This is a genomic window from Corynebacterium testudinoris (assembly GCF_001021045.1).
GTDB classification, from domain to species: domain Bacteria; phylum Actinomycetota; class Actinomycetes; order Mycobacteriales; family Mycobacteriaceae; genus Corynebacterium; species Corynebacterium testudinoris.
The window spans coordinates 281,563-305,230 of record NZ_CP011545.1 but is presented as its reverse complement, the minus strand read 5'-3'; the positions used below and the strand labels follow the sequence as shown (position 1 = coordinate 305,230).

20 protein-coding genes and 1 pseudogene are annotated in these 23,668 nt (G+C 63.3%); 12 read left to right on the top strand and 9 right to left on the bottom strand.

Translation table 11 applies throughout. The features are described 5' to 3' along the window. The first annotated feature begins 11 nt into the window (after positions 1-11). The 3 genes from CTEST_RS01495 to CTEST_RS01485 are packed head-to-tail and all read left to right on the top strand — an operon-like array spanning position 12 to position 2,187. Positions 12-515: a DUF2505 domain-containing protein gene (locus tag CTEST_RS01495; protein ID WP_047252230.1), complete on the top strand. Its 504-nt coding sequence runs from the start codon at positions 12-14 to the stop codon at positions 513-515. Positions 516-536: 21 nt separating this feature from the next. Further along, positions 537-1,349, top strand: coding sequence for a methyltransferase domain-containing protein (locus CTEST_RS01490; protein WP_047252229.1), 813 nt, complete (start codon positions 537-539; stop codon positions 1,347-1,349). 19 nt (positions 1,350-1,368) lie between these two features. Then, entirely contained in the window at positions 1,369-2,187 is an 819-nt protein-coding gene (locus CTEST_RS01485; RefSeq protein ID WP_052844408.1) for an LmeA family phospholipid-binding protein, read from the top strand. On the opposite strand, the gene CTEST_RS01480 is transcribed toward CTEST_RS01485, so the two are convergent. The 8 genes from CTEST_RS01480 to CTEST_RS01445 all read right to left on the bottom strand — a co-directional run bounded on the left by CTEST_RS01480 (position 2,176) and on the right by CTEST_RS01445 (position 9,376). After that, on the bottom strand, positions 2,176-2,805 hold the full coding sequence (locus CTEST_RS01480) for a hypothetical protein (protein WP_144413195.1): 630 nt from the start codon (positions 2,803-2,805) through the stop codon (positions 2,176-2,178). The genes CTEST_RS01485 and CTEST_RS01480 overlap by 12 nt on opposite strands. A gap of 4 nt (positions 2,806-2,809) precedes the next feature. After that, positions 2,810-3,109, bottom strand: coding sequence for a DUF2516 family protein (locus CTEST_RS01475; RefSeq protein WP_047252227.1), 300 nt, complete (start codon positions 3,107-3,109; stop codon positions 2,810-2,812). A 9-nt stretch (positions 3,110-3,118) separates the two neighbouring features. Further along, the gene (locus CTEST_RS01470; protein WP_047252226.1) at positions 3,119-3,766 is read right to left on the bottom strand and encodes a CGLAU_01105 family protein; all 648 of its coding nucleotides are present in this window, start codon (positions 3,764-3,766) and stop codon (positions 3,119-3,121) included. Positions 3,767-3,805: 39 nt separating this feature from the next. Beyond that, a complete protein-coding gene (locus CTEST_RS01465; RefSeq protein ID WP_047252225.1) occupies positions 3,806-5,137 on the bottom strand; it encodes a DUF445 domain-containing protein in 1,332 nt (443 codons plus the stop codon). A 281-nt stretch (positions 5,138-5,418) separates the two neighbouring features. After that, on the bottom strand, positions 5,419-5,796 hold the full coding sequence (locus CTEST_RS01460) for a hypothetical protein (RefSeq protein ID WP_047252224.1): 378 nt from the start codon (positions 5,794-5,796) through the stop codon (positions 5,419-5,421). 44 nt (positions 5,797-5,840) lie between these two features. Continuing rightward, entirely contained in the window at positions 5,841-6,590 is a 750-nt protein-coding gene (locus CTEST_RS01455) for a succinate dehydrogenase/fumarate reductase iron-sulfur subunit (RefSeq protein ID WP_047252223.1), read from the bottom strand. Beyond that, positions 6,590-8,599, bottom strand: a complete 2,010-nt coding sequence (locus CTEST_RS01450) for a fumarate reductase/succinate dehydrogenase flavoprotein subunit (protein WP_047252222.1) — start codon at positions 8,597-8,599, stop codon at positions 6,590-6,592. Before CTEST_RS01450 ends, CTEST_RS01455 begins: the two co-directional genes overlap by 1 nt. Before the next feature lie 21 nt (positions 8,600-8,620). After that, the gene (locus CTEST_RS01445; RefSeq protein ID WP_047252221.1) at positions 8,621-9,376 is read right to left on the bottom strand and encodes a succinate dehydrogenase cytochrome b subunit; all 756 of its coding nucleotides are present in this window, start codon (positions 9,374-9,376) and stop codon (positions 8,621-8,623) included. A gap of 396 nt (positions 9,377-9,772) precedes the next feature. On the opposite strand from CTEST_RS01445, the gene ramB reads away from it, so the two are divergent. Beyond that, complete coding sequence (gene ramB, locus CTEST_RS01440; RefSeq protein ID WP_047254139.1) at positions 9,773-11,203, top strand: acetate metabolism transcriptional regulator RamB; 1,431 nt, start codon at positions 9,773-9,775, stop codon at positions 11,201-11,203. A 70-nt stretch (positions 11,204-11,273) separates the two neighbouring features. Here ramB and lpdA read toward each other — a convergent pair whose 3' ends face one another. Next, the gene (gene lpdA / locus CTEST_RS01435) at positions 11,274-12,683 is read right to left on the bottom strand and encodes a dihydrolipoyl dehydrogenase (protein ID WP_047252220.1); all 1,410 of its coding nucleotides are present in this window, start codon (positions 12,681-12,683) and stop codon (positions 11,274-11,276) included. A gap of 685 nt (positions 12,684-13,368) precedes the next feature. Here lpdA and CTEST_RS01430 point away from each other — a divergent pair. From CTEST_RS01430 to rfbA, 8 genes and pseudogenes are all read left to right on the top strand, one after another. Then, a complete protein-coding gene (locus CTEST_RS01430) occupies positions 13,369-14,466 on the top strand; it encodes an alpha/beta hydrolase (RefSeq protein ID WP_047252219.1) in 1,098 nt (365 codons plus the stop codon). Positions 14,467-14,629: 163 nt separating this feature from the next. Continuing rightward, positions 14,630-15,733: pseudogene (locus CTEST_RS01425) on the top strand (alpha/beta hydrolase). 22 nt (positions 15,734-15,755) lie between these two features. After that, the gene (locus tag CTEST_RS01420) at positions 15,756-17,789 is read left to right on the top strand and encodes a prolyl oligopeptidase family serine peptidase (RefSeq protein WP_047252218.1); all 2,034 of its coding nucleotides are present in this window, start codon (positions 15,756-15,758) and stop codon (positions 17,787-17,789) included. A 12-nt stretch (positions 17,790-17,801) separates the two neighbouring features. Next, the gene (locus tag CTEST_RS01415; RefSeq protein ID WP_047252217.1) at positions 17,802-19,175 is read left to right on the top strand and encodes a M1 family metallopeptidase; all 1,374 of its coding nucleotides are present in this window, start codon (positions 17,802-17,804) and stop codon (positions 19,173-19,175) included. After that, positions 19,172-20,422: a polysaccharide biosynthesis protein gene (locus tag CTEST_RS01410; protein ID WP_047252216.1), complete on the top strand. Its 1,251-nt coding sequence runs from the start codon at positions 19,172-19,174 to the stop codon at positions 20,420-20,422. The genes CTEST_RS01415 and CTEST_RS01410 overlap by 4 nt, the downstream gene beginning before the upstream one ends. 22 nt (positions 20,423-20,444) lie before the next feature. Beyond that, positions 20,445-21,455: a dTDP-glucose 4,6-dehydratase gene (gene rfbB, locus CTEST_RS01405; RefSeq protein WP_047252215.1), complete on the top strand. Its 1,011-nt coding sequence runs from the start codon at positions 20,445-20,447 to the stop codon at positions 21,453-21,455. After that, a complete protein-coding gene (gene rfbD / locus CTEST_RS01400) occupies positions 21,456-22,796 on the top strand; it encodes a dTDP-4-dehydrorhamnose reductase (protein ID WP_047252214.1) in 1,341 nt (446 codons plus the stop codon). Next, positions 22,793-23,659, top strand: a complete 867-nt coding sequence (gene rfbA / locus CTEST_RS01395; protein ID WP_047252213.1) for a glucose-1-phosphate thymidylyltransferase RfbA — start codon at positions 22,793-22,795, stop codon at positions 23,657-23,659. Before rfbD ends, rfbA begins: the two co-directional genes overlap by 4 nt. Positions 23,660-23,668: the final 9 nt, after the last annotated feature.

The following is a 23,668-nucleotide window of genomic DNA, read 5'->3' as shown; positions in this document are numbered from 1 at the left end:
GTCTGTTATCCATGGCATCCCGCAGTGAGAACACCGTAACCATCAATCAGCCGGCCGAAAAGGTCCACGCCGCGCTGACCAACGCCGATTACTGGGCTTACATCGCCGAGAACCTCTCCCCCGAGCCGGGCGAGGTCAACGAGTTCACCACCACCGAGGGTGGCGCCGTGGCAACCCTGTTTGAGGTCCTGCCGCTGGATATCCTCCCCGAGGCCGTCCGCGCCATGATTTCGCAGGCGCTCAAGGTCAAGCGAGTCGTCACCGTCGGCCCACTCACCGATGGTGCCGCGCACATCACCTACGTCGCTGACGTCAAGGGCACCCCGGTGGATTTCAAGGGCGACATCAACCTGACCGGCGATGATTCGACCACCACCCTCGCCTACGCCAACGAGGTTTCCGTCAACATCCCGTTCATGGGCCCCGCCATCGAGCCGAAGGTGGGCGAAGCCCTGGGCGAGCTCTTCACCAACGAAGGTGAGCTCACCAACACCTGGATCGCCGAGAACGCTTAACGCGCCTCGCTTGCATCAGCCATGGCCGATCATGCCCACAACCTCCGTGCGGAGTCCGGGTCTGGTCGGCCTTTTGGTGTTATTACCCGCGGCACCACCGGATTCAACCGGCTGCGGCGCTCTGATCGCTGGTTGATCCACCACCCACAGGTGCGAGCCTTGCTCCAGGGGGAAGATAGACCTTTGGCGGTGGATGTCGGGTACGGGGCCTCCCACGCCACCACCGTCGAGTGGGCAAGCCGACTGCGCACGGTCAACCCCGGCGTGGAGGTGGTCGGCCTCGAGATCGACCCGGCTCGGGTCCTGCCCCCGCGCGACGGGGTCCGATTCGAGCTCGGCGGCTTCGAGCTCGCCGGATACCAGCCCCACCTCGTTCGGGCGTTCAACGTGCTACGCCAATACGACGTCGACCAAGTTGAGGTGGCGTGGGCCAGCGTTCAAGAGCGCCTCGCCCCCGGTGGACTCTTCCTCGAAGGCACCTGCGACGAACTGGGGCGACGGGCAACGTGGATCCTCCTCGATGCGAGCGGCCCGCAGAGCCTCACCCTGGCCTGGGATCCCGATGACGTGGAGCTGCCCTCGGATGTGGCGGAACGCCTGCCCAAGGCGCTTATCCACCGCAACGTCCCCGGAGAGAAGATCCATGCCCTGCTCGCCGCCGCCGATAGCGCGTGGGTGCGCAGCGCCGGCTGGGAGCCCTATGGCCCGCGGGTGCGGTGGCGCCAGGCCCGCGATCTCCTCATCCAGGAGGGCTGGCCGCTGCAGCCCATTCGCCGGAATATCCGTGACAATCTGCTCACAGTCCCCTGGGAGCTGGTTGCTCCCGACTCCTAGGTGAGGAACACTAGTGGGCATGCCTCGTTCCTCTGGTTCTTCGCTCGTATGGAAATTCCTCGTCGGAATCCTCGTCGCCATCCTCGTTGTGCTGCTGGTGGCGGAGTTCGGTCTGCGCTGGTTCATCGGTAATCAGCTCCGGGATGGTTTCCGGGAGGACGCCCAGGCCAACGGCGTCGCCGTGACCGAGGATCCCTCGATCTCCTTCGGCGCCACCCCGCTGGTCTTCTCCGTCCTGACCGGCAACGTGAAGTCCGTGGACATTGATACCCCCTCCACCCTGGAGATCCTTCACCAGGACGCACTGCCTGAGATCAAGGGCCAGCCCGCCGCCCACCTGTCCCTGACGGATCTGTCCATCTCCGACCCGAACAACCCGGTCGCGGCGAGCCTGCGTGCCGTCTCGGAGGTGCCGGATGATTACCTGCTGGCCACCGTGCAGATCTCCATGGCCGAGCAGATGGATTCCGGTGATACCAACGTGGGCGCCCAGCTCATGCAGCAGCTGATCAAGGTCACCGACATCACGTCCAACCCGAGCGAAAACACTATCGACGTCGAGTTCACCGACGGGGCTGCCCAGCTCCGGCTCCGCCCAGTCCCCCAGGACGGCGCCCTCTCCTTCGAGGCCATGGGGGCGACCCTATTCGGCTTCGATTTGCCCGAGCAGGTGACCACGATGATCACCGATTCCCTCAAGCAGAGCCTGTCCGAAGCCACCTCCGAGGGCATGCGCCTCGACAACGTTGAGGTGCTCGACAACGCCGTTCGCCTCACCCTCACGGGCAACAATGTCCGGCTCAGCGAGGTCTCCAGCGGGACCATCTCAGGCCTCTAGGACGACCCCGAGGTCAGCGATCGCGACTCGGTCGGCGCCGCGTTCCAGCGCGCCGAGCACCTCGTCGAGGTTGTGCAGGCCCGCCACCGTCAGCCGGACCCCCGGCTGACCACCAAGCGGTGGGTTCTCGGTCCCCTCATCGGGCCACCAGCCACTTTGCGTAACCACTCGATCGGCCCCCGCCACAGCGGCAGCCTGCACGATTGAGTGGATTGCCTGCTCATCCCGCAGGCCCGTTTCAACGACGATGCCCAACTGCACCGGCGGGGGAACCGCCTCACGCACAGCAACGAACTCAGCCAACAAGGTATTGAGATCGCTCACCCCAATATCGGGGCTCACCCACACCTCCGTCGCTCCTTGGGCGACGGCGAGGCGAGCTTCTGCGGCTTTGACCAAACTATGGTGACGGCCGGTGGGAAAGCCCACGACGGCCGCAACCGTGAGGTCGCCGACATCCCCCACTGCCGACAGATGGGACGGGGCGACCACCACCCCGGCGAGCCCGCTCTCGCGGGCGGCGACGACGCCGCGCCGGACGGCGGCGGTGTCCATCGCGACGTCGACAAGCAGAAGAAAGGCGTGGCCGCGAAGCCACGCCACATCATCTTGCCTCACAGCTCTACCAGCCGCCAGCGCCACTGATGAGGCGCCGCATGTGCGGCAGGACGTCAAACCAGAACACGCCAATGGCGACGATTCCGACCCACGACAAGAACGGCACTCCAGTGGCCACCACGAGGGCGGAGGCGATGAGGATACCGACCCAGATCAACTTCGATTGACGGTCCGCCGCGGCGTACGCGTCATCGCGCGTCGTACCGGCAAAGATGGCGCCGACCAAGCCAGATAGCGCGATAGCGAGGAAGAGCACTCGCTCGACGATGTTGTAGCCGAGGATCAGAGTTTGAGAAATGTCCATGAGAAGGGGTTAAACATCCTTGTGATCGGTAGGGGTGTCAATGACCTCGCCGTCAATCATAGGCGGTGCCTTCTCCTCGGCTGACTCCGCTGGCTCGGCCGGTGCTTCTGGTGCTGCCGTCTTCGCCCGACCAATGAGGTCATCCAAGCGCGAACGCAAATCATCGAGGATCGACTCCTCATCAGCGCTGGCATCGCGGCGGGAACGAGCCTGAGCCACCGCGTCATCGAAGCTCTCCTTCACCGACGCCACGGCGGTACCAAAGGCAGCCTTGGCATCCGTCACAGCAGCAGAATCCTTCGTCTCCTCCGCGACCCGACGGGTGGACGCAGCCACATCGCGCAGGATCTCCTCGGCGCGGCCGGCGAAGGTGGCGGTCACCTTCTTGTAATCCTCCGTGCTCGACGCCGCCGACAGACCCTCCCGGGCCTCCTGGGACGCTGCCTTGAAACGACCAACCGAGCTTTCGGCGTCATCCACCGGGCTGTGCTCCGCGTGGGCCCCAGCGTCCAGATCAGCATTCTCGCGGTCCTGCTTAAAATGATCGGCGAAATCGGTCACCACGTCGCCGAGGCGCGAACCCGCCGTGACCCACGCCTGGAAAGGCTCGCGCAGGTTATCGAGCAGCGAATTATTCTTGTCGTCCGGGGTAGTCATATCGGTGCGGCCTCCTGAAGTGGCGCTGATTTTCTCGGTTTAAGCTCCGAAGAGCAGGTGATTCACAGTGTAAATAAGAAGTCCGGCGAGTGCACCGACGATCGTGCCGTTGAGGCGAATGAACTGCAGATCCTTGCCAACCATGAGCTCAATCTTGTCGCTCGCTTCCTCGGCATCCCAGCGCTGGATGGTCTCCGAAATGATGGCGGTGACTTCCCCCGCGTAGTTATCGGCGAGGAATGCCGCTCCCCCGGTGATGCGGCGATCGAGGCTGGCGCGCAGGGCGGGGTCCGTCCGAATGTTCGTCCCCCACGTCAAAGACAGCTCCTCCACCTTCGTGCGCAGGAGGGAATGCTCATCCTCCGCCGCCTCAATAAGAGAAGCGCTTGTCGACGCCCAGATGGTCGCCGCCGCGTCCCGCAGCGGCGTCGAGCCCAACAGATCCTGCTTCATGCCTTCCACCCGCGCGATCATCGCCGGGTCGTGCTGCAGATCATCGGCCAAATCGCCGAGGAAGCGGCGGATGGACTGCCGGGCCTCATGCTCAGGATCGTTGGCCACCGCGGTGGTAAAGGCGACGATCTCCTTGTACACCCGCGCGCCGACGAGGTCTTTGGCAAACTTCGGCGCCCAGGTGGGCATCCGCTCATCGATGAGCGTGACCACGGTGTCCTCCATCCCGAGCACCTTCTTATGCGCCCACGACACCACCTCCTGGACCACCGGCTCCGTCCGCCCATCCTCGACCAAATCGGCCAGCAAACGCCCTGCCGGCGGTCCCCATTCCGGATCGGTGAGCCGATCGATGAGCTGCGACTGGATGAGCGCCTCCGCATCCTTCGGATCCATCGCCCGCAACGCGTTAGCAGTGAGCTTGCCTGCCTCCCGCGAGACTTTCCGGGCGTTGTCTTCCTCAGAGAGCCACTCGCCGATCCGCTCCGGGATATTCGCCGAACGAACCTTCTCCGTGATGAGCTCCGCATTGAGGAAGTTCTCCCCCACAAACTCCGAAAGAGTATCGCCCAGCTGGTCCTTCTTGCGCTTGATAATCGCCGTGTGCGGGATCGGGATACCCAGCGGGTAACGGAACAAGGCCGTCACGGCGAACCAGTCCGCCAAGCCGCCGATCATCCCGGCCTCAGCGGCAGCCCGGACGTAGCCCACCCACACCGGTGCGCCCTCAGGCCGGCTCTGCCACCAGCTGCACGCGAGGAAAATAATGGCAGCAACGACCAGCAGGCCGGTAACAAAAATCTTGTGATTACGCAGCGTCCGGCGGCGCTCCGCCTCAACCTCAGGGCTGGGTCCCGGCACCTGGCCAGAGAGGACCTGCGTAGCGGGGCTGGTGGTGTGTGTAGCCATGGTTTCCATTATGAATCCCCCAGCCCGCTGGCCGTCCGGCGGGCCCACTCGAACGGCCGGACACGATCATTGGTCATCACAGCAGCTCGATCGCGTAGGGCACGAGGCTGAGCGAACTGATGAGGACTATAAGGCTGACGAGGATAATGATGAGATTTCTACGCACGCCGCCAGCCTACGTGTGAGTTGCGCGGAATCGAGCGAACCCGCCTCACTGCACGATCATGGTGCAGGGGCGGGTTCGGGGTCGAGAGACGTCAGCGACGAATGCTAAGTACTGCTAGTTACTGCTAGTTGCGGCGACCAGTGGTGCTGCGGTACTCGCGGTAGTAGCGACGACCACGGTGGATCAAGAAAGCGCCACCAACTACGCACGCTGCGGCGACGGCCACGCCAATCCACAGGTACATGGTGAGGTTGTAATCCGCCACGGCCACGCCTTCCGGCCAGAGGTAGGTTGCGGCAACCCAGATGATGATGCCGAAACCAGCCAGGGACGTGAGCAGCAGGCCCATTCCCAGCCAGGTGGAGGTGCGCTCCAACGAGGAGTGCGCCGCGCCCAGAGATACTGGGTCGTAGCCCTCGATGTAGGAATCCTGGATCTTGGGAGAGTAGTTGGGGAAACTCTCGGAAGCCTGGTCAGCAACTGCGAAGTTGTTTGATGACATTGCTTTACTCGCTTTCGTCTCTCGAAACTCGTTTTCCAACGAGCTTAGTCGTCCTTGCCGCGGAGAGCGGCACGAGCGCGCTCCTTGGTGATGGCAGCAACAGCGGTCAGGGGGACACCAGCCGGGCAGACATCTGCACACTCACCGTAGAGGGAGCAGTGTCCGAAGTTGGTCTCCAGCTCGTCGACCATCTTGCGGGCGCGGCGGCCACGCTCTTCCTTGCCCAGGGGCATGAGGGAGAGGTGGACCAGCTTGGCACCGGTGAACAAGTGCGCAGCACCATTCGGGCAGGCAGCGACGCACGCGCCACAACCAATGCAGGCAGCATGGTCGAGGGCGAACTCGGCGGTCTGATGGTTCTGGTGCAGGGTGTCTGCATCCGGTGCGGTACCGGCGTTGATGGAGACGTAGCCACCCTTTTCCATCACGCGATCCAGGGCGGAACGGTCAACGACCATGTCCTTGATCACCGGGAAGGCGGCGGAACGCATCGGCTCCAGCTTGATCACATCGCCGTCGTGGAACTCAGTGAGGCGCTGCTGGCAAGCAGGGGTGTTCTGCATCGGGCCATGGGGACGGCCATTGACGGTGAGACCACAGGTGCCACAGATGCCTTCGCGGCAGTCCGAGGCGAACATGTAGGGGTCTTTGTTCTCATCGATCAGTCGGTTGTTGACATGGTCGAGCAGTTCCAGGATCGACATCTGAGCCACTGCATCCGGGACCTCGACGGTCTCGAAGGCACCCTCGTGAGTCGGTCCGGCCTGACGCCAGATCTCAAGTGTCAGCTTCATTACTTGTAGTTCCTTGTCTGCAGCGGGATCGATTCGAAGTAGAGGGGGTCAGCGTGGCGAATGAACTTGCCCTCACCGGCCGGCTCCCATGCAGAGACGAAGCACCAGTTTGCGTCGTCGCGCTCTGCCTCGCCGTCCTCAGAAAGGTGATCATCACGGAAGTGAGCACCACAGGACTCATCGCGGTCGAGGGCATCGACGCACATGAGCTCGCCGAGGTCGATGTAGTCAGCAACGCGGGCTGCGTACTCGAGAGCCTGGTTCATGTAGTCCTGCCCGCCCGGCACCTGGACGTTAGCCCAGAAGTCAGCGCGCAGCTCACGGATCCGGACGATGGCATCCTGCAGGTCCGGAACGTTACGGGACACACCACAAGCGAAGTACAGGATCTCGCCGAGAATGCGGTGGTAGTGATCCGGGCCGTGGGGGTCCTCGCCCTTGATGTTCATGAGGCGATCGATGCGAGCCTGTGCACGATCAACGGCCTCAGCGGCCTCCGGGGAGTCCGCCGGCAGAACATCCTGGCCGAGGTAATTGGCCAAGTAGTTCGGGATGGTGAACGGCAGGGTGAACCAGCCGTCAACGGACGCAGACAGCAGCGAGTTGGCTCCCAGGCGGTTAGCGCCGTGGTAGGTCCAGGAGGCCTCACCGGCACAGAACAGGCCGGGGATGGAGGTCATCTCGTTGAAGTCGGTCCACAGACCACCCATGGTGAAGTGGCAGGTCGGGGCGATACGCATCGGGCTGGAGTAGGGGTCCTCGCCGATGGCCTCTTCGTACATCTTGAAGAGGTTGGAGTAACGCTCACGGATGGTGTCCTGGCCGAGGCGCTCCATGGCGTCACGGAAGTCCAGGTACGCCGAGTTGTGCAGCGGGCCCACGCCGAGACCGGCGTTGATCTGCTGGGAAATGGCGCGGGAAGCCACGTCGCGGGGGACGAGGTTACCGAATGCCGGGTAGCGGCGCTCCAGGAAGTAGTCGCGCTCCTCTTCCGGAATGGTGTTCGGGTCGCGGTCGTCCTTGGGCTCCTTGGGGGACCAAATACGGCCGTCGTTGCGCAGCGACTCGGACATGAGGATGGTCTTCGACTGCCAGGTCGCGTTGACCGGAAGACCGGTCGGGTGGAACTGGATGAAGGCCGGGGAGGCGAAGTAGGCGCCGAGCTCGTAGGCGCGCATGAGGGCGCCCGCGTTCGAGTTCTTGGCCAGCGTGGACATGTGGTAGACGTTGCCGTAACCACCGGTGGCCAGGATGACGGCGTGGCCGGTGAAGGGGGTGATCTCACCGGTAATGAGGTTACGGGTGACAATGCCCTCGCAGCGCTTCTCGCCATCACGCTCGGTGACGATGAGGTCGACCACGTCAGCGTGGGTGAAGATCTCCACGTTGCCGAGGCCAATCTGGCGGGTCAGAGCGGAGGCGGTGGACAGCTGCAGCTGCTGGCCCGTTTGTCCACGGGTGTAGTAGGTGCGGGAGACCTGGACACCACCGAAGGAACGGGTGGCCAGGGTGCCGCCGTACTCGCGAGCGAAGGGAGCGCCGATGGCGTTCATGTGGTCGATGACGCGGACGGACTCGACGGCCAGGCGCCAACAATCGGACTCGCGGCAACGGTAGTCGCCGCCCTTGACGGTGTCCTTGACGTGGCGGTACGCGCCGTCGTTGTCGACCTTCTTGCCGCGGGCGGAGTTGACGCCACCCTGGGCGGCGATGGAGTGCGCACGACGCGGGGCGTCGTGGTAGGTGAAGACCTTGACGTTGTAGCCCAGTTCGCCGAGGGCAGCTGCTGCTGCGCCACCGGAGAGGCCGGTACCGACGACGAGGACTTCAAACTTGCGGCGGTTGAGCGGAGAGACCAGGTTCATGTGGTCCTTCTGCCAATCCCACATGTCCTTGGTGGGCACGCCGACGGGTTCTGCGTTGTCGAGGACGCGACCGGGGACAACACCGTCAACAACGGAGGTCGGGTGCTGGAACTCGGGGCGAGGAGCAGTCTCGATATGGTTCATGTTTTAGATTCCCTTCCGGACTTAACCGAGCCAGCCAAGTGCAATGGACAACGGCATCGAGATGTTGCCGATCATGACAATCGCCGGAACCAGGTAGGCAATGACGAGCATGATCTGACGTGTGCGCTTGCCTGTGATGCCCAGGTCAGACACGGCGAGGTAGATGCCGTGGGACAGGTGCAGGAACAGGACAACCATGGCGAGGATGTAGAAGAGCGCGACGGGCCAGCGGCTAAAGCTGGCGATGAGGTTCGCGTAGATCTCGCCGTGGGCGAAGGTATCCGGGGCGGCGGGTGCCACACCCATGGTCAGGTCCAAGACGTGGAAGATCACGAAGAGGAGCAAGACGATGCCGGTGACCAGCATGGTGCGGGTGGAGAAGGAGTTGATGCCACCCATGAGGTTGGTGCGGGCGAACTTGCCGCGAGAGGTGCGAGAACGGCCGTGCAAAGCAAACGCGCCATGAACGTGCAGAACCAACGAGACGAGCAGCACGATGCGGAAGATCCACAGGATCGTCTCTTGCGGGAAGATCGGGGCGCCCATGGTACGGAGGAAATGTCCGTACTCATCGATGGCGGGAACGCCGCCGTGATCGGGCATGTAGATCTTCAAGTTACCGACCATGTGAACAAGGACGTAGAGTCCGAAGATCAGGCCAGTGATGGCCATTACGAGCTTGATGGCCCAGCTCGGGTAGGACGGCCGCTCGCGCAGCGGCTTCTCTGTAATCTTGCCGTGGACGATTGCGTCCCGGTCTGCGTTTTTAACAGTCATGGCACCTCCAGTGTCGCTCATACTTTACGGCTTCACCCCCGGTGGGAACCACTTTTGGGCATTCGGATTCGCGCTCGACGCCCGTTCGACGCGCCGCAAGTGCAAACATTTAGGCAAGGGTGCCCTTAGTGCAGAAAAGTGAATATTGCCCCTGCCACCACGCTTACAGGCACAATGTGCGGAAAAGGCAACTTTCGGCCCTGCCTGTGAAGTTGATCACGCACCACACCCCGTGCACATCCCCCTACCCCGTAAGGTGTCAAACTTTCGGCGAGGTACCACAGGCGCCCAGGTGAACACCCCCACCAACGCAAGCTTTGCGGACTGCGGAATGTTTTCCACACAAAGTTTGCAGATTAGCCATTTAGTGAAGCACATCACGCTACTATGACCTCCATGGGAAAGACCTACGTGGGATCGCGGCTCCGCCAGCTGCGACGTGAACGGGACCTCAGCCAGGCCTCACTGGCGTCGACTCTCGGCCTATCTGCCAGCTATGTCAACCAGATCGAGCATGATGTTCGACCTCTGACCGTCCCCGTGCTCTTGCGCATCACGGAGGCCTTCGGCGTTGACGCAACGTTTTTCTCCCGCGACGACGATTCCCGGCTGCTCGCCGAGATCCAGGACGTCGTCCTGGACAAGGAGCTGTGCCCCAATCCCGTCGAGCTTCAAGAGTTATCAGAGTTGGTCTATAACCACCCGGCCATCGCCCGCACGATGGTTGATATGCACCGCCGTTACCGCAACGTCCGCGATAAATTGTCCATCGCCACAGACACGCGCCGAAACGTTCCGCTGGTGGATAGCAGTCCGAATGCGCAGGCCCTGTCGATGCCCCACGACGAGGTGCGTGACTTTTTCTATGCCCGCCAGAATTACTTGGACGCCCTAGATACGTCCGCCGAGGGCATTGCCGCCAGCCTGGGGGTGGAGCGCTTTGATATTCGCGGCACCGAGGAAGCCATCGCCGAGCGGCTGCGCGACAAGCATGGCATCGAGATCACGACGTCCGGCGAGTTAGGCGGCATGCTCCACCGCCTCAACCGGGACACCGGGCACCTTGAGCTGGCTAGCCGTCTCAACACCGGCCAGCGTGCCTTCCGCCTCGGCATGGAGCTGGCCTATCTGGAAACCAGCGATGAGATCGAATCCCTCGTCGCCGAAGAGCGTTTCACCTCGGAGGCGTCGACCAACCTCGCCCGCAGGGGTGTGGCCAGTTACGTCGCCGCCGCCATCTTGCTGCCGTATCAAACCATCCACAACGAAGCCGAACGCTCGGGCTATGACGTGGACTACCTGTGCCAGGTGTTCGGAGTGGGGTACGAGACCGTCGCCAGTCGTCTCTCTACGTTGCAGCGACCGAACCTGCGCGGCATCCCCTTCACGTTCGTGCGCGTCGATCGGGCCGGCAACATGTCCAAGCGCCAGTCAGCCACCGGCTTTCACCTGGCCAATTCCGGCGGCACGTGCCCGCTGTGGAACATCTACGAAACGTTTACCAACCCGGGCAGCATTCTGCGGCAATTAGCGCAGATGCCCGATGGCCGAAACTATCTTTGGATTGCCCGCACCGTTCGCCATCACCGCGGGCGCTTCGGCGATACCGGCAAGCTCTTCGCCATCGGCCTGGGCTGCGAAGCCCGTCACGCGGATCGGACGGTCTATGCCGAGGGGCTCGAGCTCGACGATCTCTCCGGTGCCACCCCCATCGGCGCTGGTTGCCGCGTGTGCCCCCGTGGGAATTGTGCTCAGCGCGCGTTCCCGCCGATCCATGAAGAGATCACTATCGACGCCCACCGGTCCTCCGTCGCGCCCTACAACTAGCCGCAGCGCAACAAAAACAAAAAAGGTGGGACCCCGTTGGGGTCCCACCTTTTTGGCTGTGGCGTGAAGGCTACAGGTTGATCATGTGCCCCTGGATGCCTTCGACGGCTTCCTTCATGGCTTCCGACAGGGTCGGGTGGGTGTGCACGTTGCGGCCGACTTCCTCAGCGGTGAGGTCGAAGCGCTGCGCCAGGGTGAGCTCCGGCAGCAACTCGGACACTCCGGCGCCAACCATGTGGGCACCAAGGAGCTCGCCGAACTCGGCATCAGCGACAACCTTGACAAATCCGGCGGTCTCGGCGAGGCCCTGGGCCTTGCCGTTGGCGGAGAACGGGAAGGTAGCCACCTTGATCTCGCGGTCAGCGAACTTCTCGCGAGCCTGTGCCTCGGTGTACCCGAAGGAAGCAACCTGCGGGTTACAGAAGGTGGCACGCGGCATCATCATGTAATCGCCGAGTTCCATGGTCTCCGCGCCAGCGATGACCTCGGCGGCGACGACTCCCTGAGCTTCAGCGACGTGAGCCAACTGCAGCTTCGCGGTGACGTCACCGATGGCGTAAATGTTCTTGACGTTGGTGCGCATCTCATCATCGATGGCAATGGCGCCACGCTCAGTGAGTTCGACGCCGGTGTTCTCCAGCCCGAAGCCCTCGACGCGCGGGGCGAAACCGATGGAGACGAGCACGCGGTCGACGGCGAGGGTGTCGGACTTGGAGCCGTCCTTGGACTCAACATCCACCTCAACGACGTCGCCGTTGTCACGCACGGCGGTGGTCTTGTAGCCGGTCAACAGCTTGACGCCAAGCTTCTTGTACTGCTTAGCAATCTCCTTGGACACGTCAGCGTCCTCGTTCGGCAGGACGCGGTCCATGAACTCAACGATGGTGATGTCCACGCCGTAGTTGGCGAGAACGTACGCGAATTCCATGCCGATAGCACCGGCGCCGACGATAACCATGGAGTCCGGCAGGTTCTCATCGAGGATCTGCTCCTCATAAGAGACAACGTTGCCGCCGATTTCTACCCCCGGAAGGGAGCGGACGACGGAGCCGGTGGCGATGATGCAGTCATCGAACGTGAGGGTCTTGCCGGCATCTTTGCCGTCGCTGATCTCGATGGTGTTGGCGTCAACGAAGGATCCCAGACCGTCGATCTCGTCGATCTTGTTCTTCTTCATCAGGTAGTGGACACCCTTGACGATGCCCGCGGACACCTGGCGGGAGCGCTTGTGCGCCACGCCGAAGTCGAATGACACCTCACCGGTCATGCCAAAGGTCTTGGCCTCATGGTTAAAGATGTGGGCTACCTCGGCATTCTTGAGCAATGCCTTGGAGGGGATGCAGCCAACGTTTAGGCAGACACCTCCCCAATACTGCTTTTCTACAACAGCAACCTTTTTCCCGAGCTGAGAGGCGCGGATGGCGGCAACGTAGCCACCGGGGCCCGCACCGAGGACAACAACGTCATAATGTTCAGTCACGAAACCTAGGATACGTGCTCGCCATCTTTGTGTCACCGCTTGCCTGGGGAATGTCGTGAGGGGTGAGACGGGGCGATAACGACAGGCCGACAACACGGGCACAGAAAAGTGCCTCGTCCCTTATCCCACGTGGGGGAAGGGACGAGGCACTCGGCCGACCGGCGGCGTCTAGATCAGGCCGAGGGTGAGCGCTGCGTTGGAGGATGCGGAAGAGCCCATGTGCGCGGCCTGGCCAAGCACGGTGTTGATGGCCACGATGATCTGCTCGATGATGGCGTTGAAGTTCATGAAGTCTTCTTTCTCTACGGTTTTTGTCTACGGTGTCGTTGGTTTATCCAGAAACGTCCACCCCTCCGAAAAGGGGATCCATTGAGATTCAACGAACCAACCCGGGAATTCGTTACGGGACGAGACTGGAAATATTATGACACATAAATCCCTTGTGCACCACCAGTAACTTGGGTAACTTTAATGGAGACCGCCTTCTCAACCGCCGAGGCACGGGCCGCTCGATCACCCCCACTATTCGGCGACATCTTTATCTATCCGTTAACATCACCGGCAGTCACTACGATGAAACACAATGAGTGCACCACCCTCCCCTGTGGAGTTCGCGCCCAGTCAGCCTCCCTCGCCTTTACCCGGCGAGCAGCGGGGATCGAATACGAACTAGGAAATGAACCGTATGAAGCTTCTTAGCCGGATCGCCGCCCCGCTCGCGGCCCTGTCCATCGCCGCCACTGCGTTCACCGCACCCGTTGCCCTCGCCTCCGAGGTCACCCCGGCCCAGATTGCCGGCGACGCCCAGTTGAGCACCATCAAGGAAATGTCTCAGGCTGAGATGGATGCCAGCGATCGCAAGTGGATCCAGCGCACGAAGGACAACCCCCGCATCCAGAAGCTCAACGTGTTCTCCCCGTCGATGGGCCGTGACATCCCCGTGGCGGTCATCACCGCTAAGGACGGCTCCCAGGGCGCTCCGACCATCTACCTGCTCAACGGCGCTGGCGGCGCTGAGCAGAACATGGACTGGATCACCTCCGGCAAGGCTGCGGAGTTCTATGAGGACAAGAACGTCAACGTTGTCATCCCCATGCAGGGCGCGTTCACGTACTACCTCGACTGGCATGACCCCAACGCTGGCACCAAGTACGTGTCCGGTCCGCAGAAGTGGGAAACCTTCCTCACCAAGGAGCTGCCGGGCCCGATCGAGTCCCGTCTCGGTTCTAACAACAAGCGCGGCATCGGCGGATTCTCCATGTCCGCTACCTCTTCGCTGCTGCTCCCGCAGAAGGTCCCCGGCTTCTACGATGTCGCTGGCTCTTTCTCCGGTTGCGCGGCTACCTCTACCTTCTTGCCGTACCAGTACGGCAAGGTCACGGTGAACCGCGGTGGCGTCGAGCCGGAGACCGTCTGGGGCCCGATGGGTGGCGCCTACAACCGCGAGAACGATGCCCTGGTCAACGCTGAGAAGCTGCGCGGCACCGAGCTCTACATCTCCAATGCATCCGGTTTCGCAGGCGAGAAGGACCTGCCGGGCTACTACATCGAGCAGGGCGCTGACCCGGCCATCGCTTCCGCGGGTTCCTTGACCCTCATTGCTGAAGGTGGCGTCATCGAGGCCGCTACCAACCAGTGCACCCACGACCTCAAGGCCAAGCTGGATCGCGCTGGCATTCCGGCGGACTACAACCTGCGCGCTACCGGCACCCACTCCTGGAACTACTGGATCGAGGACATGGAGCAGTCCTGGCCCACTTACGCTCGCGCATTGGGCGTCTAAGTACACACATCACGCTTAAGCAGGCGCTGACCACCCCGCACGGTGGTCAGCGCCTTCTGTGTTTTTTCGTTTTTTCCACGACTTAAGCTCCAGTTACGATGAGTACTCTCCCCTCGCTTTTCTTCCAGTGGGCAGCCGAATAACCACCAAGAAATGAACTGCTATGACACTTCTTAGCCGGATCGCCGCTCCCCTCGCGGCCTTGTCCATCGCCGCCACCGCGTTCACCGCACCCGTTGCCCTCGCCGCCGAGGTCACCCCGGCTCAGATCGCCGGTGATGCTCACTTGGCGCGCATCGCGGAGACCGCTCCGCCCGTTGCCGAAACTGATCCGAATTGGCGGGCCAAGGTTTAACAGATTTCCGCCGAGAACCCAAGGGTGAAGGAGGTTCAGGCCTACTCGCCGTCGATGGATCGGGACATCCCAATGGTGGTGATCAAGGCTGCGGTGCACAACGCTCCGACCCTGTACCTCCTCAATGGTGCCGGCGGCGGCGAGCAGTCCAACACGGACTGGATCACCCAGACGTCTGTCGTCGATTTTTACTTGGACAAGGGCATCAACGTTGTCATCCCGATGGCGGGCGCGTTTTCGTACTACACGGATTGGGTGGATCAGGACCTCAATACTCGCTACCTCAAGGGCCCACAGAAGTGGGAGACGTTCCTGACCAAGGAGCTCCCGGGACCGCTCGAGTCTTACTTGGGCGCCAATGACAAGCGGGCGATCGCCGGAATGTCCATGTCGGCCACCACTTCGCTGCTGTTCGCTCAGCACAACCAAGGCTTCTACGACGCGGTCGGTTCCTTCTCCGGTTGTGCTGCCACCTCAACTCCGATCCCGTGGGCATACCTGCAGGTGACGGTTAACCGCGGCGGGGCCACGCCGGAGCAGATGTGGGGCCCGATGGGCGGGGAGTACAACCGCTACAACGATGCGTTGGTCAACGCCGATAAGCTGCGCGGCACCGAGCTGTACGTCTCTAACGGCTCCGGGTTTGCTGGCGCCAGGGACATGCCGGGCTACTACATCGAGAAGGGCGCGGACCCGCTGGTCGCGTCGATCGGCGCTACTCGCCTGCAGGTGGAAGGCGGGGCGATCGAGGCCGCGACCAACCAGTGCACCCATGATCTCAAGGCGAAGCTGGACCGCGCTGGCATTCCCGCTCACTTCCAGTTCAATAACGTCGGCACCCACTCGTGGAGTTACTGGGAAGCTGACCTGGAGAACTCCTGGCCCACCTTCGCGCGAGGCTTGGGAGTCTAGTGGCGTCTAATATCGGACGGTAATGGATACCTACCTTGAGGACATTGATTCCCCCGAGGCCCTGACCTGGGCGAGGGACTGGTCGGCGGTGACGGAGGCGGGCGTCGATAAGCAGCCTGAACGCCGCGCCTTGCAGCAACGCATCAAGGCGGCGCTGGACGTCGACGAACGCATTCCTTATGTCGTGCGGCGCGGGCCGCATCTTTATAACTTCTGGCGCGACGCCGCGCATCAGCGCGGAGTGTGGCGGCGCACGACGTTGGACTCCTTCCTCACGGTTTCCCCGGAATGGGAGGTGCTTATCGACGTCGACGCGCTCGCGCGCGCAGAAGGTGAAAGCTGGGTGTGGAAAGGTGCGCACGTGCGCACCCCGGACTACGACCGTGCCCTCGTGCGGCTCTCGCGCGGCGGGGCGGATGCCTCGGAGGTACGCGAATTCGACCTGCTCACCGGGGAGTTTGTCACCGACACGCCCTTCTACCTGCCCGAAGCCAAGTCCGATCTCAGCTGGATCGACCGGAACACGCTGCTCGTGGGCACGGACACGGGCGAAGGCTCGCTGACCGCTTCGGGCTACCCCGCGCAGGTGCGGGTGTGGCACCGCGGCGAAGACATCGCCGATGCCCCCGTCTACACCTCCGGCCGCGTCGAGGACGTGGCGGTGGGCGCATGGGCGGACACGACCCCCGGGTTTGAACGCATCATCGTCTCCCGCGCACTGGACTTCTATCGCTCGCGCCAATGCGTGGCGCAGGGGCTCGACCCCAGTTCGCCACTGCAGGTGCTGGAAATTCCGGAGGACTGTGAGGCGATCATCCGCCAGCAGTGGCTTTTCCTCTCCCCGCGCACGACCTTCGCGGGCATCCCCGCCGGTGGCCTCGGCGTCATCGCGTTGGATGAGTTCCTCGACGGAAAGCGCACCATCACGGTCGTTTTTGAACCGACGGAGCATATCTCCCTTCAGGGCACCTCTTTTACCGCCAACTACCTGATCCTCTCCTTGCTCGACGATGTGACCACGAGGGTGGAGGTGCGTCCGCTGAGCGATCCGCTGGCGGCCGGCTGGCCCATCGCCCTCCCCGATCTGGTCACCGCCTCAGTGGTAGCCACCAGCCCGCATGACGGCGACGAGGTGTGGCTCACCACCTCGTCCTTCACCGAACCCGATACCCTGTACCGGCTTGACCTTGCAGAGGGCGCCACCCCGGAAGCCGTTCGCCACCTGCCGGCACTGTTCGATGCCACCGGGTTGGAGACCCGCCAGCATTGGGTGACCTCCGCCGATGGCACCCGTCTTCCCTACTTCATCACCGGAGACTTCTCCGTCGGACCTCGCCCCACCCTCGTCGGCGGCTACGGCGGCTTCGAGGTGTCCCTCACCCCGGGATACTCGGCTGTGCGCGGCATCGCGTGGTTGGAGCAGGGTTTCTTCTTCGTCCAGCCCAATCTGCGCGGCGGTGGGGAGTTCGGGCCGAACTGGCACACCCAGGTGGTAAAAACCAACCGGCATAAGGTGTGGGAAGACCACCACGCGGTTCTACGCGATTTGGTGGAACGGGGCTACGCCACGCCCGAGCTCATCGGGATTCGGGGTGGTTCCAATGGTGGCCTGCTCACCGCCGGGGCGCTCGTGCAGTATCCGCAGGCGCTCGGTGCTGCCGTCATCCAGGTGCCACTGACGGACATGGTGCGTTATCACACCTGGTCAGCGGGTGCTTCCTGGATGGCCGAGTACGGCGATCCGGACATCCCGGAGGAACGGGCCGCCATCGACAGCTGGTCTCCACTGCACAATGTCTCCGACACACCGCCCTACCCGCCGGCCCTGGTCACCACGTCAACCCGGGACGATCGAGTGCATCCCGCTCACGCCCGGCTCTTCGCCCAGGCGCTGAAGGAAGCCGGGCAGCCGGTGGACTACTTCGAAAACACCGAGGGCGGGCACGCCGGAGCCTCGGACAACGAGCAGGTTGCTCGCGTCGAATCGCTCATTTACACGTGGCTTATCCAGCGGCTTGTCCCGCGCTTGAGCGACGCTGACGCACCCGAGGGGTAGCATCGTTGGACGATGATCTTGCATAGGCTGCGCACCACTCCGATCCCCGGTACCCGCGACGATTACACAGGGGTCGACTTCAACCTCGGCTACCACGTCCGGGCCTATCACCTGGAGCTGAACTACCGGGTGGGGCCGAATAACCTCAGCGGCGTGGCCACGTTGCGGTTGGACAATTGGAAGCCGCTGCCGTCGATGACGCTGGACCTCGCCCCCAGCATGCGGGTGAGCAAAGTGACGGCCCAGGGCAGTGCGGGCCGGACGGTGCAGGTGCAGCGCTTCCGTCAGGCGGGCGGGAAGCTCCGCCTCACCTTCCGCGATGAGATCCCGGTGGATTCCGAGTTTTCCCTCACCATCCGCTACGCCGGCACGCCCCGCCCGATCCGCACGGCGTGGGGTGGGCTCGGCTGGGAGGAACTCACCAACGGTGCCCTCGTGGCCTCACAGCCTTGTGGCGCCCCCAGCTGGTTCCCCTGCGATGACACCCCGGACGAGAAGGCTCGCTACGAGTTGTCGATGACCACGGATAGCCCTTACGCGGTCGTGGCCAATGGAACCCTCACGGGCAAGCAGACCTCGGGTTCTCGCACGACCTGGACGTACCGCATCGACGAGCCGATGGCTACCTACCTGGCCACCGTGCAGATCGGCGAGTACGTTTCGCTGGCGCTGCGGGAGGACCCGACGCGCCCGGCAGTGACGGCGTGGGTACCTGCGCCGTTGCGCGCGCAGGCCGCGGAGGAGCTCCGCGATCAGTCCGCCATGCTCGACCTGTACACGGACCTGTTTGGCCCCTATCCTTTCGACGCGTACACGGTCGTGGTCTGCGAGGACGATCTGGAAATCCCCGTCGAGGCCCAGGGGCTGTCCATCTTCGGCGCCAACCACATCGCCGGGGATCACGCGTGGGAGCGTCTCATCGCGCACGAGCTATCGCACCAATGGTTTGGCAATTCCTTGGGGTTGGCGCAATGGAATGACATCTGGCTCAACGAGGGTTTTGCCTGCTACGCGGAGTGGTTGTGGTTCGAGCATTCCGCCGGCCGCCCGGCCGCCGATTCCGCCCGGGAGCACTACGACATAATCAAGGCCCTGCCTCAGGACATTCTGCTTTCCAATCCCGGTACCCGGGACATGTTCGACGATCGGGTGTACAAGCGCGGGGCCCTCACGGTCCACGCGTTGCGGGTCTTGCTTGGCGACGTCCCCTTCTTCCGCATGCTCCGCCGCTACGTCGCGGCGGGCCGCCACTCCGTCGTGGAGCCTATCGACCTCAAGCGGGAAGTACTGGCCGAGGCACGGGAACTGGGGATCGCGGACTCGGCCGTGGAAGAGCTCTGGGCCTCCTGGCTCAACCAGCGAGAATTGCCCGAGTTCCCCGGATGAGGGCACTGAGCCTGGCAACAGTCTTCGCGGCGCTGTCCGGATTCATCGTCATCTACGTCGCCTCCTGGGCACTGGGGGATACTGAACAGTTAGCCGCCTTCCAGGCTTTTTGGGGGTTGTTTTTCGCCGCCACCGGCTTCCTCGACGGGCTCATGCAGGAAACCACCCGGGCGGTCGCCGGGGCGCGAAGTTCGACCCGGCGCGGCAATGGGCGCCCCTGGACGTTGGGCCTCATCATCGGCTCGGCGACCCTCGTGGTGGCCCTCATCGTCGGTGCCCTATGGATGCCCACGCTCATGCGCGGGAACGTGGATACGCCCATGGCTACTGCCTTCCTCGCCTTCGGTTTGTTTACCTACGCCTTCCAATCGGTGCTCTCCGGAGTGCTGTCAGGTCTCAACCTGTGGAAGCAGTACGCCGGCCTGGTCGCGCTCGATTCTGGCGTGCGCCTGCTGCTCGCCTTGGCGGCGTGGCAAGCGGGGTGGGGCATCGAGGCCTTCGTGCTCATCACCGTCATCGGTGCGTTGAGCTGGCTCATCGTTCTCGGCCTGTCGCCGACGGTGCGGGCGAAGCTCGCCAGCCCCGTCGACGTGGACACCTCCCTGCTGGCCCGTCGCGTGGGCTCCGCCATGCTCGCCTCCGGGGCCTCGGCGGCATTGATCACGGGCTTCCCCGTGTTCGTCCAATCCACCTCGGCCCCCGACGCCGGGACCGTGGCCACGGTGGCCGGCATCATCAACGCCGTGACGTTTACCCGCGCCCCCATTCTCGTGCCGTTGCAGCGATTCCAATCCGCGCTCATCGTCCGGTTTGTTGAGCAGCGTGATCGTCTCTTCAGCGCGCTGGTCACGCCGATCCTCGGGGTGCTAGCCCTGGGTCTGGTTGGCGCGGGACTGGCGTGGCTCATCGGCCCGTGGATCTTGGATAATTTCTTCCCCGCAGGGCTGTGGGTACCGGGTCCGATTCTGGCCACGTTGACGCTGGCGTCGGCGTTTACTGGCTCGCTCATCGTCACCGGCACGGCGACGCTCGCGCAGGAAAAACACCGCGCCTACGTCGCCGGATGGGTGACCTCCTCGGTGGTGTCCTTCGGCATCCTCTGGCTCGCCCCGCTCTCACTTGAGGCCGGGGTGTGCACGGCCCTCATCCTCGGCCCGGTGGCCGGTGGGCTCGTCCACCTCACGGCACTGCGGGGTGGGGGTTCCCGGATCACACCTACCCCATCAACACCTCCTGCCGCCTCGTAGTGGCAACGTATAGTGGTCAACCATGAGGACACTGCTGGTCACCGGGGGCGCCGGGTTTATCGGATCGAATTTCGTGCGCATGACGGCGCAGCGCTACCCCGCTGATCACATCATTGTTCTGGATAAGCTGACCTACGCCGGCAACCGTGCCAGCCTGGCTGGCCTCGACCCCACCCGGGTGGAGTTTGTAGTCGGTGATATTTCAGATGCCCCGCTCGTCGATTCCCTCGTCGAGCGCAGCGACATCGTGGTCCACTTCGCCGCCGAATCGCACAACGACAATTCGCTGCGGGATCCGCGCCCCTTTGTTGATACCAACCTCGTGGGCACGTTTACGATCCTGGAGGCGGTGCGCCGACACGGCACGCGCCTGCACCACATCTCCACCGACGAGGTCTTCGGCGATCTGGCACTCGATGACCCGCAGCGTTTCACCGAGTCCACCCCCTACAACCCGTCGAGCCCCTATTCGGCGACCAAGGCTGGCTCTGATCACTTGGTGCGCGCGTGGATCCGTTCCTTCGGCCTCAACGCCACCATCTCCAATTGCTCCAATAATTACGGCCCCTACCAGCACATTGAGAAGTTCATTCCCCGCCAGATCACCAATATCCTCTCCGGCCGCACGCCTAAGCTCTACGGCACGGGCGAGCAGGTGCGGGACTGGATTCACGTTGATGACCATAATGCCGCCGTCCACCTCATCCTCGAGCGCGGCCGGAGGGGCGAGACGTACAACATCGGCGCCGACAATGACCATGTGAACAACAAGCAGGTCATTTCGTTGATCTGTGAACTCATGGACGCGCCGGGCTTCGAGCACGTGGCTGACCGGCCTGGCCATGACCAGCGCTACGCCATGGATTCCACCAAGCTGCGCCGCGAGCTCGGGTGGGCGCCGCGCTACACCGACACGGACACCGGCATGCGGGAAGGCCTGCTCCACACCATCAGCTGGTACCGCGATCATGAAGAGTGGTGGCGGCCCGCGAAGGAGCAGATCGAAGCCGGTTACGCGGAGAGGGGACAGTAGATGCGGGTTCATCACACGCCCATCGAGGGGCTGCTCATCATCGACCTCGACGTCCGAGGCGATAACCGCGGCTGGTTCAAGGAGAACTGGCAGCGGGAGAAGATGCTCGCCGCCGGGCTGCCTGATTTCCGGCCGGTCCAGAGCAACGTCTCTTTCAACGCCAAGCGTGGCGTCACCCGCGGTCTGCACGCCGAGCCCTGGGACAAGCTGGTCTCGGTGGCCACGGGCCGCGTCCACGGCGCTTGGTGCGATCTGCGCGAAGGGTCACCGACGTATGGCCAGACCCACGAGGTCGAGATCAACCCCGCGACGGGTGTGTTCGTGCCCCGCGGCGTGGCCAACGGCTTCCAGGCTCTCGAGGATGCCACGACCTACATTTACCTGGTCAACGACCATTGGTCACCGCAGGGCAACTACGCCAACGTCAACCTCAACCTCATCAAGTGGCCCCTGGAGCCGACGGAGATCTCCGGTAAGGACCGAAGCCACCCTTCGCTTATCGACGCCTCCCCCCTCCCGCCCCGCCGCGTCCTCGTCACCGGGGCCGACGGGCAGGTCGGCCGCGCCCTGCGGCGCGTCCTCCCCAACGCGCAGTTCTGCACGCGGGAAGAACTCGACATCACCAATCCCCCGGAGCGGCCGTGGCGGCAGTACTCCGCGATCATTAACGCCGCCGCCTACACCGACGTGGACCGGGCCGAAACCGACCGAGCCCGCGCCTGGCAGGTCAACGCCGAAGGCCCCATGAAGCTGGCGCGCATCGCCGCCGACAACAACCTCACCCTCGTGCACCTGTCCTCCGATTACGTCTTCGACGGAGAAACCACCCGGCCCTACCTCGAAACCGATCCGCTCAGCCCGCTCGGGGTCTACGGGCAGTCCAAGGCCGCCGGTGACCTCGCCGTAGCCACCTGCCCGCGCCACTACATCGTCCGCACCGGCTGGGTCGTCGGCGAAGGCACCAACTTCGTGGACACCATGGCGCAGCTCGCCGCTAAGGGCGTCGAACCCCACGTGGTCAACGACCAACGCGGGCGCCCCACCTTCACCGACGATCTCGCCCACGGCATCGCCCACCTCCTGGCCACCACACCTGCGTACGGGACCTATAACCTCAGCAACTCCGGCGACGAGATCGCCTGGGACGAGCTCGCTCGCGAGACTTTCGCCCTCCTCGGCCACGACCCGGGTGCCGTGCACCCGGTGAGCACGACCCAGTACTTTGAGGGACGACCGCATGCCCCGCGGCCGTCGATAAGCACTCTCGATCTGACGAAGATCGAAGCAACGGGATTTGCTCCCCGCCCGTGGCGCGACGGCCTGGCACGATATCTGTCATGAAGGGCATCATCTTGGCCGGCGGATCCGGGACGCGGCTCGCACCGATCACCCAGGGCATCAGCAAACAGCTCATGCCGATCTATGACAAGCCCATGATCTACTACCCGCTGTCCACCCTCATGCAGGCGGGCATCCGGGAAATCCTCGTCATCACCACACCCGACGACCAACCCAGCTTCCAACGGCTGCTTGGCGACGGCTCCCAATGGGGCATCATGCTCGACTACGCCGTCCAACCCGCCCCCGAAGGCCTGGCACAAGCCTTCCTCATCGGCGCCGACTTCATCGGCAACGACGACGTCGCCCTCGTCCTCGGCGACAACATCTTCGAGGGCTACCAATTCACCAGCAGTCTCCCACAATGCCGCAACCCCCACGGCGGCATCGTCTTCGCCTACGAAGTCTCCGACCCAGAACGCTACGGCGTCGTCGAATTCGACACCGCCGGGCACGCCCTCTCCATCGAAGAAAAACCAGCCGACCCGAAATCCAACTACGCCGTCGTCGGCCTCTACTTCTACGACAACCGCGTCATCGACATCGCCCGCCACATCCAACCCAGCGAACGCGGCGAACTAGAAATCACCGCCGTCAACGACGCCTACCTCAACCTCGGCGAACTCCACGTCCAACGCCTCCAACGAGGCGACGTCTGGCTCGACACCGGCACCGTCGACTCCATGAGCGAAGCCTCCTCATACATCGAAGTCATCCAAAAACGCACCGGCACCATCATCGGCTCCCCCGAAGTCGCCGCCTACCGCGAAGGCTTCATCAACGCCACCGCCCTCGAAGCCCTGGCCCAACCATTGCTGAAGTCGGGATACGGGGAGTACCTGCTCAATGTCGCGCACGACGGCTAGGATCTGACA

Coding starts and splice junctions, on each gene's coding strand:
- CTEST_RS01495 (WP_047252230.1), top strand. CDS start 12: ATGGCATCCCGCAGTGAGAACACCGTAACCATCAATCAGCCGGCCGAA.
- CTEST_RS01490 (WP_047252229.1), top strand. CDS start 537: ATGGCCGATCATGCCCACAACCTCCGTGCGGAGTCCGGGTCTGGTCGG.
- CTEST_RS01485 (WP_052844408.1), top strand. CDS start 1,369: ATGCCTCGTTCCTCTGGTTCTTCGCTCGTATGGAAATTCCTCGTCGGA.
- CTEST_RS01475 (WP_047252227.1), bottom strand. CDS start 3,109: ATGGACATTTCTCAAACTCTGATCCTCGGCTACAACATCGTCGAGCGA.
- CTEST_RS01470 (WP_047252226.1), bottom strand. CDS start 3,766: ATGACTACCCCGGACGACAAGAATAATTCGCTGCTCGATAACCTGCGC.
- CTEST_RS01465 (WP_047252225.1), bottom strand. CDS start 5,137: ATGGAAACCATGGCTACACACACCACCAGCCCCGCTACGCAGGTCCTC.
- CTEST_RS01460 (WP_047252224.1), bottom strand. CDS start 5,796: ATGTCATCAAACAACTTCGCAGTTGCTGACCAGGCTTCCGAGAGTTTC.
- CTEST_RS01455 (WP_047252223.1), bottom strand. CDS start 6,590: ATGAAGCTGACACTTGAGATCTGGCGTCAGGCCGGACCGACTCACGAG.
- CTEST_RS01450 (WP_047252222.1), bottom strand. CDS start 8,599: ATGAACCATATCGAGACTGCTCCTCGCCCCGAGTTCCAGCACCCGACC.
- CTEST_RS01445 (WP_047252221.1), bottom strand. CDS start 9,376: ATGACTGTTAAAAACGCAGACCGGGACGCAATCGTCCACGGCAAGATT.
- ramB (WP_047254139.1), top strand. CDS start 9,773: ATGGGAAAGACCTACGTGGGATCGCGGCTCCGCCAGCTGCGACGTGAA.
- CTEST_RS01430 (WP_047252219.1), top strand. CDS start 13,369: ATGAAGCTTCTTAGCCGGATCGCCGCCCCGCTCGCGGCCCTGTCCATC.
- CTEST_RS01420 (WP_047252218.1), top strand. CDS start 15,756: ATGGATACCTACCTTGAGGACATTGATTCCCCCGAGGCCCTGACCTGG.
- CTEST_RS01415 (WP_047252217.1), top strand. CDS start 17,802: ATGATCTTGCATAGGCTGCGCACCACTCCGATCCCCGGTACCCGCGAC.
- CTEST_RS01410 (WP_047252216.1), top strand. CDS start 19,172: ATGAGGGCACTGAGCCTGGCAACAGTCTTCGCGGCGCTGTCCGGATTC.
- rfbB (WP_047252215.1), top strand. CDS start 20,445: ATGAGGACACTGCTGGTCACCGGGGGCGCCGGGTTTATCGGATCGAAT.
- rfbD (WP_047252214.1), top strand. CDS start 21,456: ATGCGGGTTCATCACACGCCCATCGAGGGGCTGCTCATCATCGACCTC.
- rfbA (WP_047252213.1), top strand. CDS start 22,793: ATGAAGGGCATCATCTTGGCCGGCGGATCCGGGACGCGGCTCGCACCG.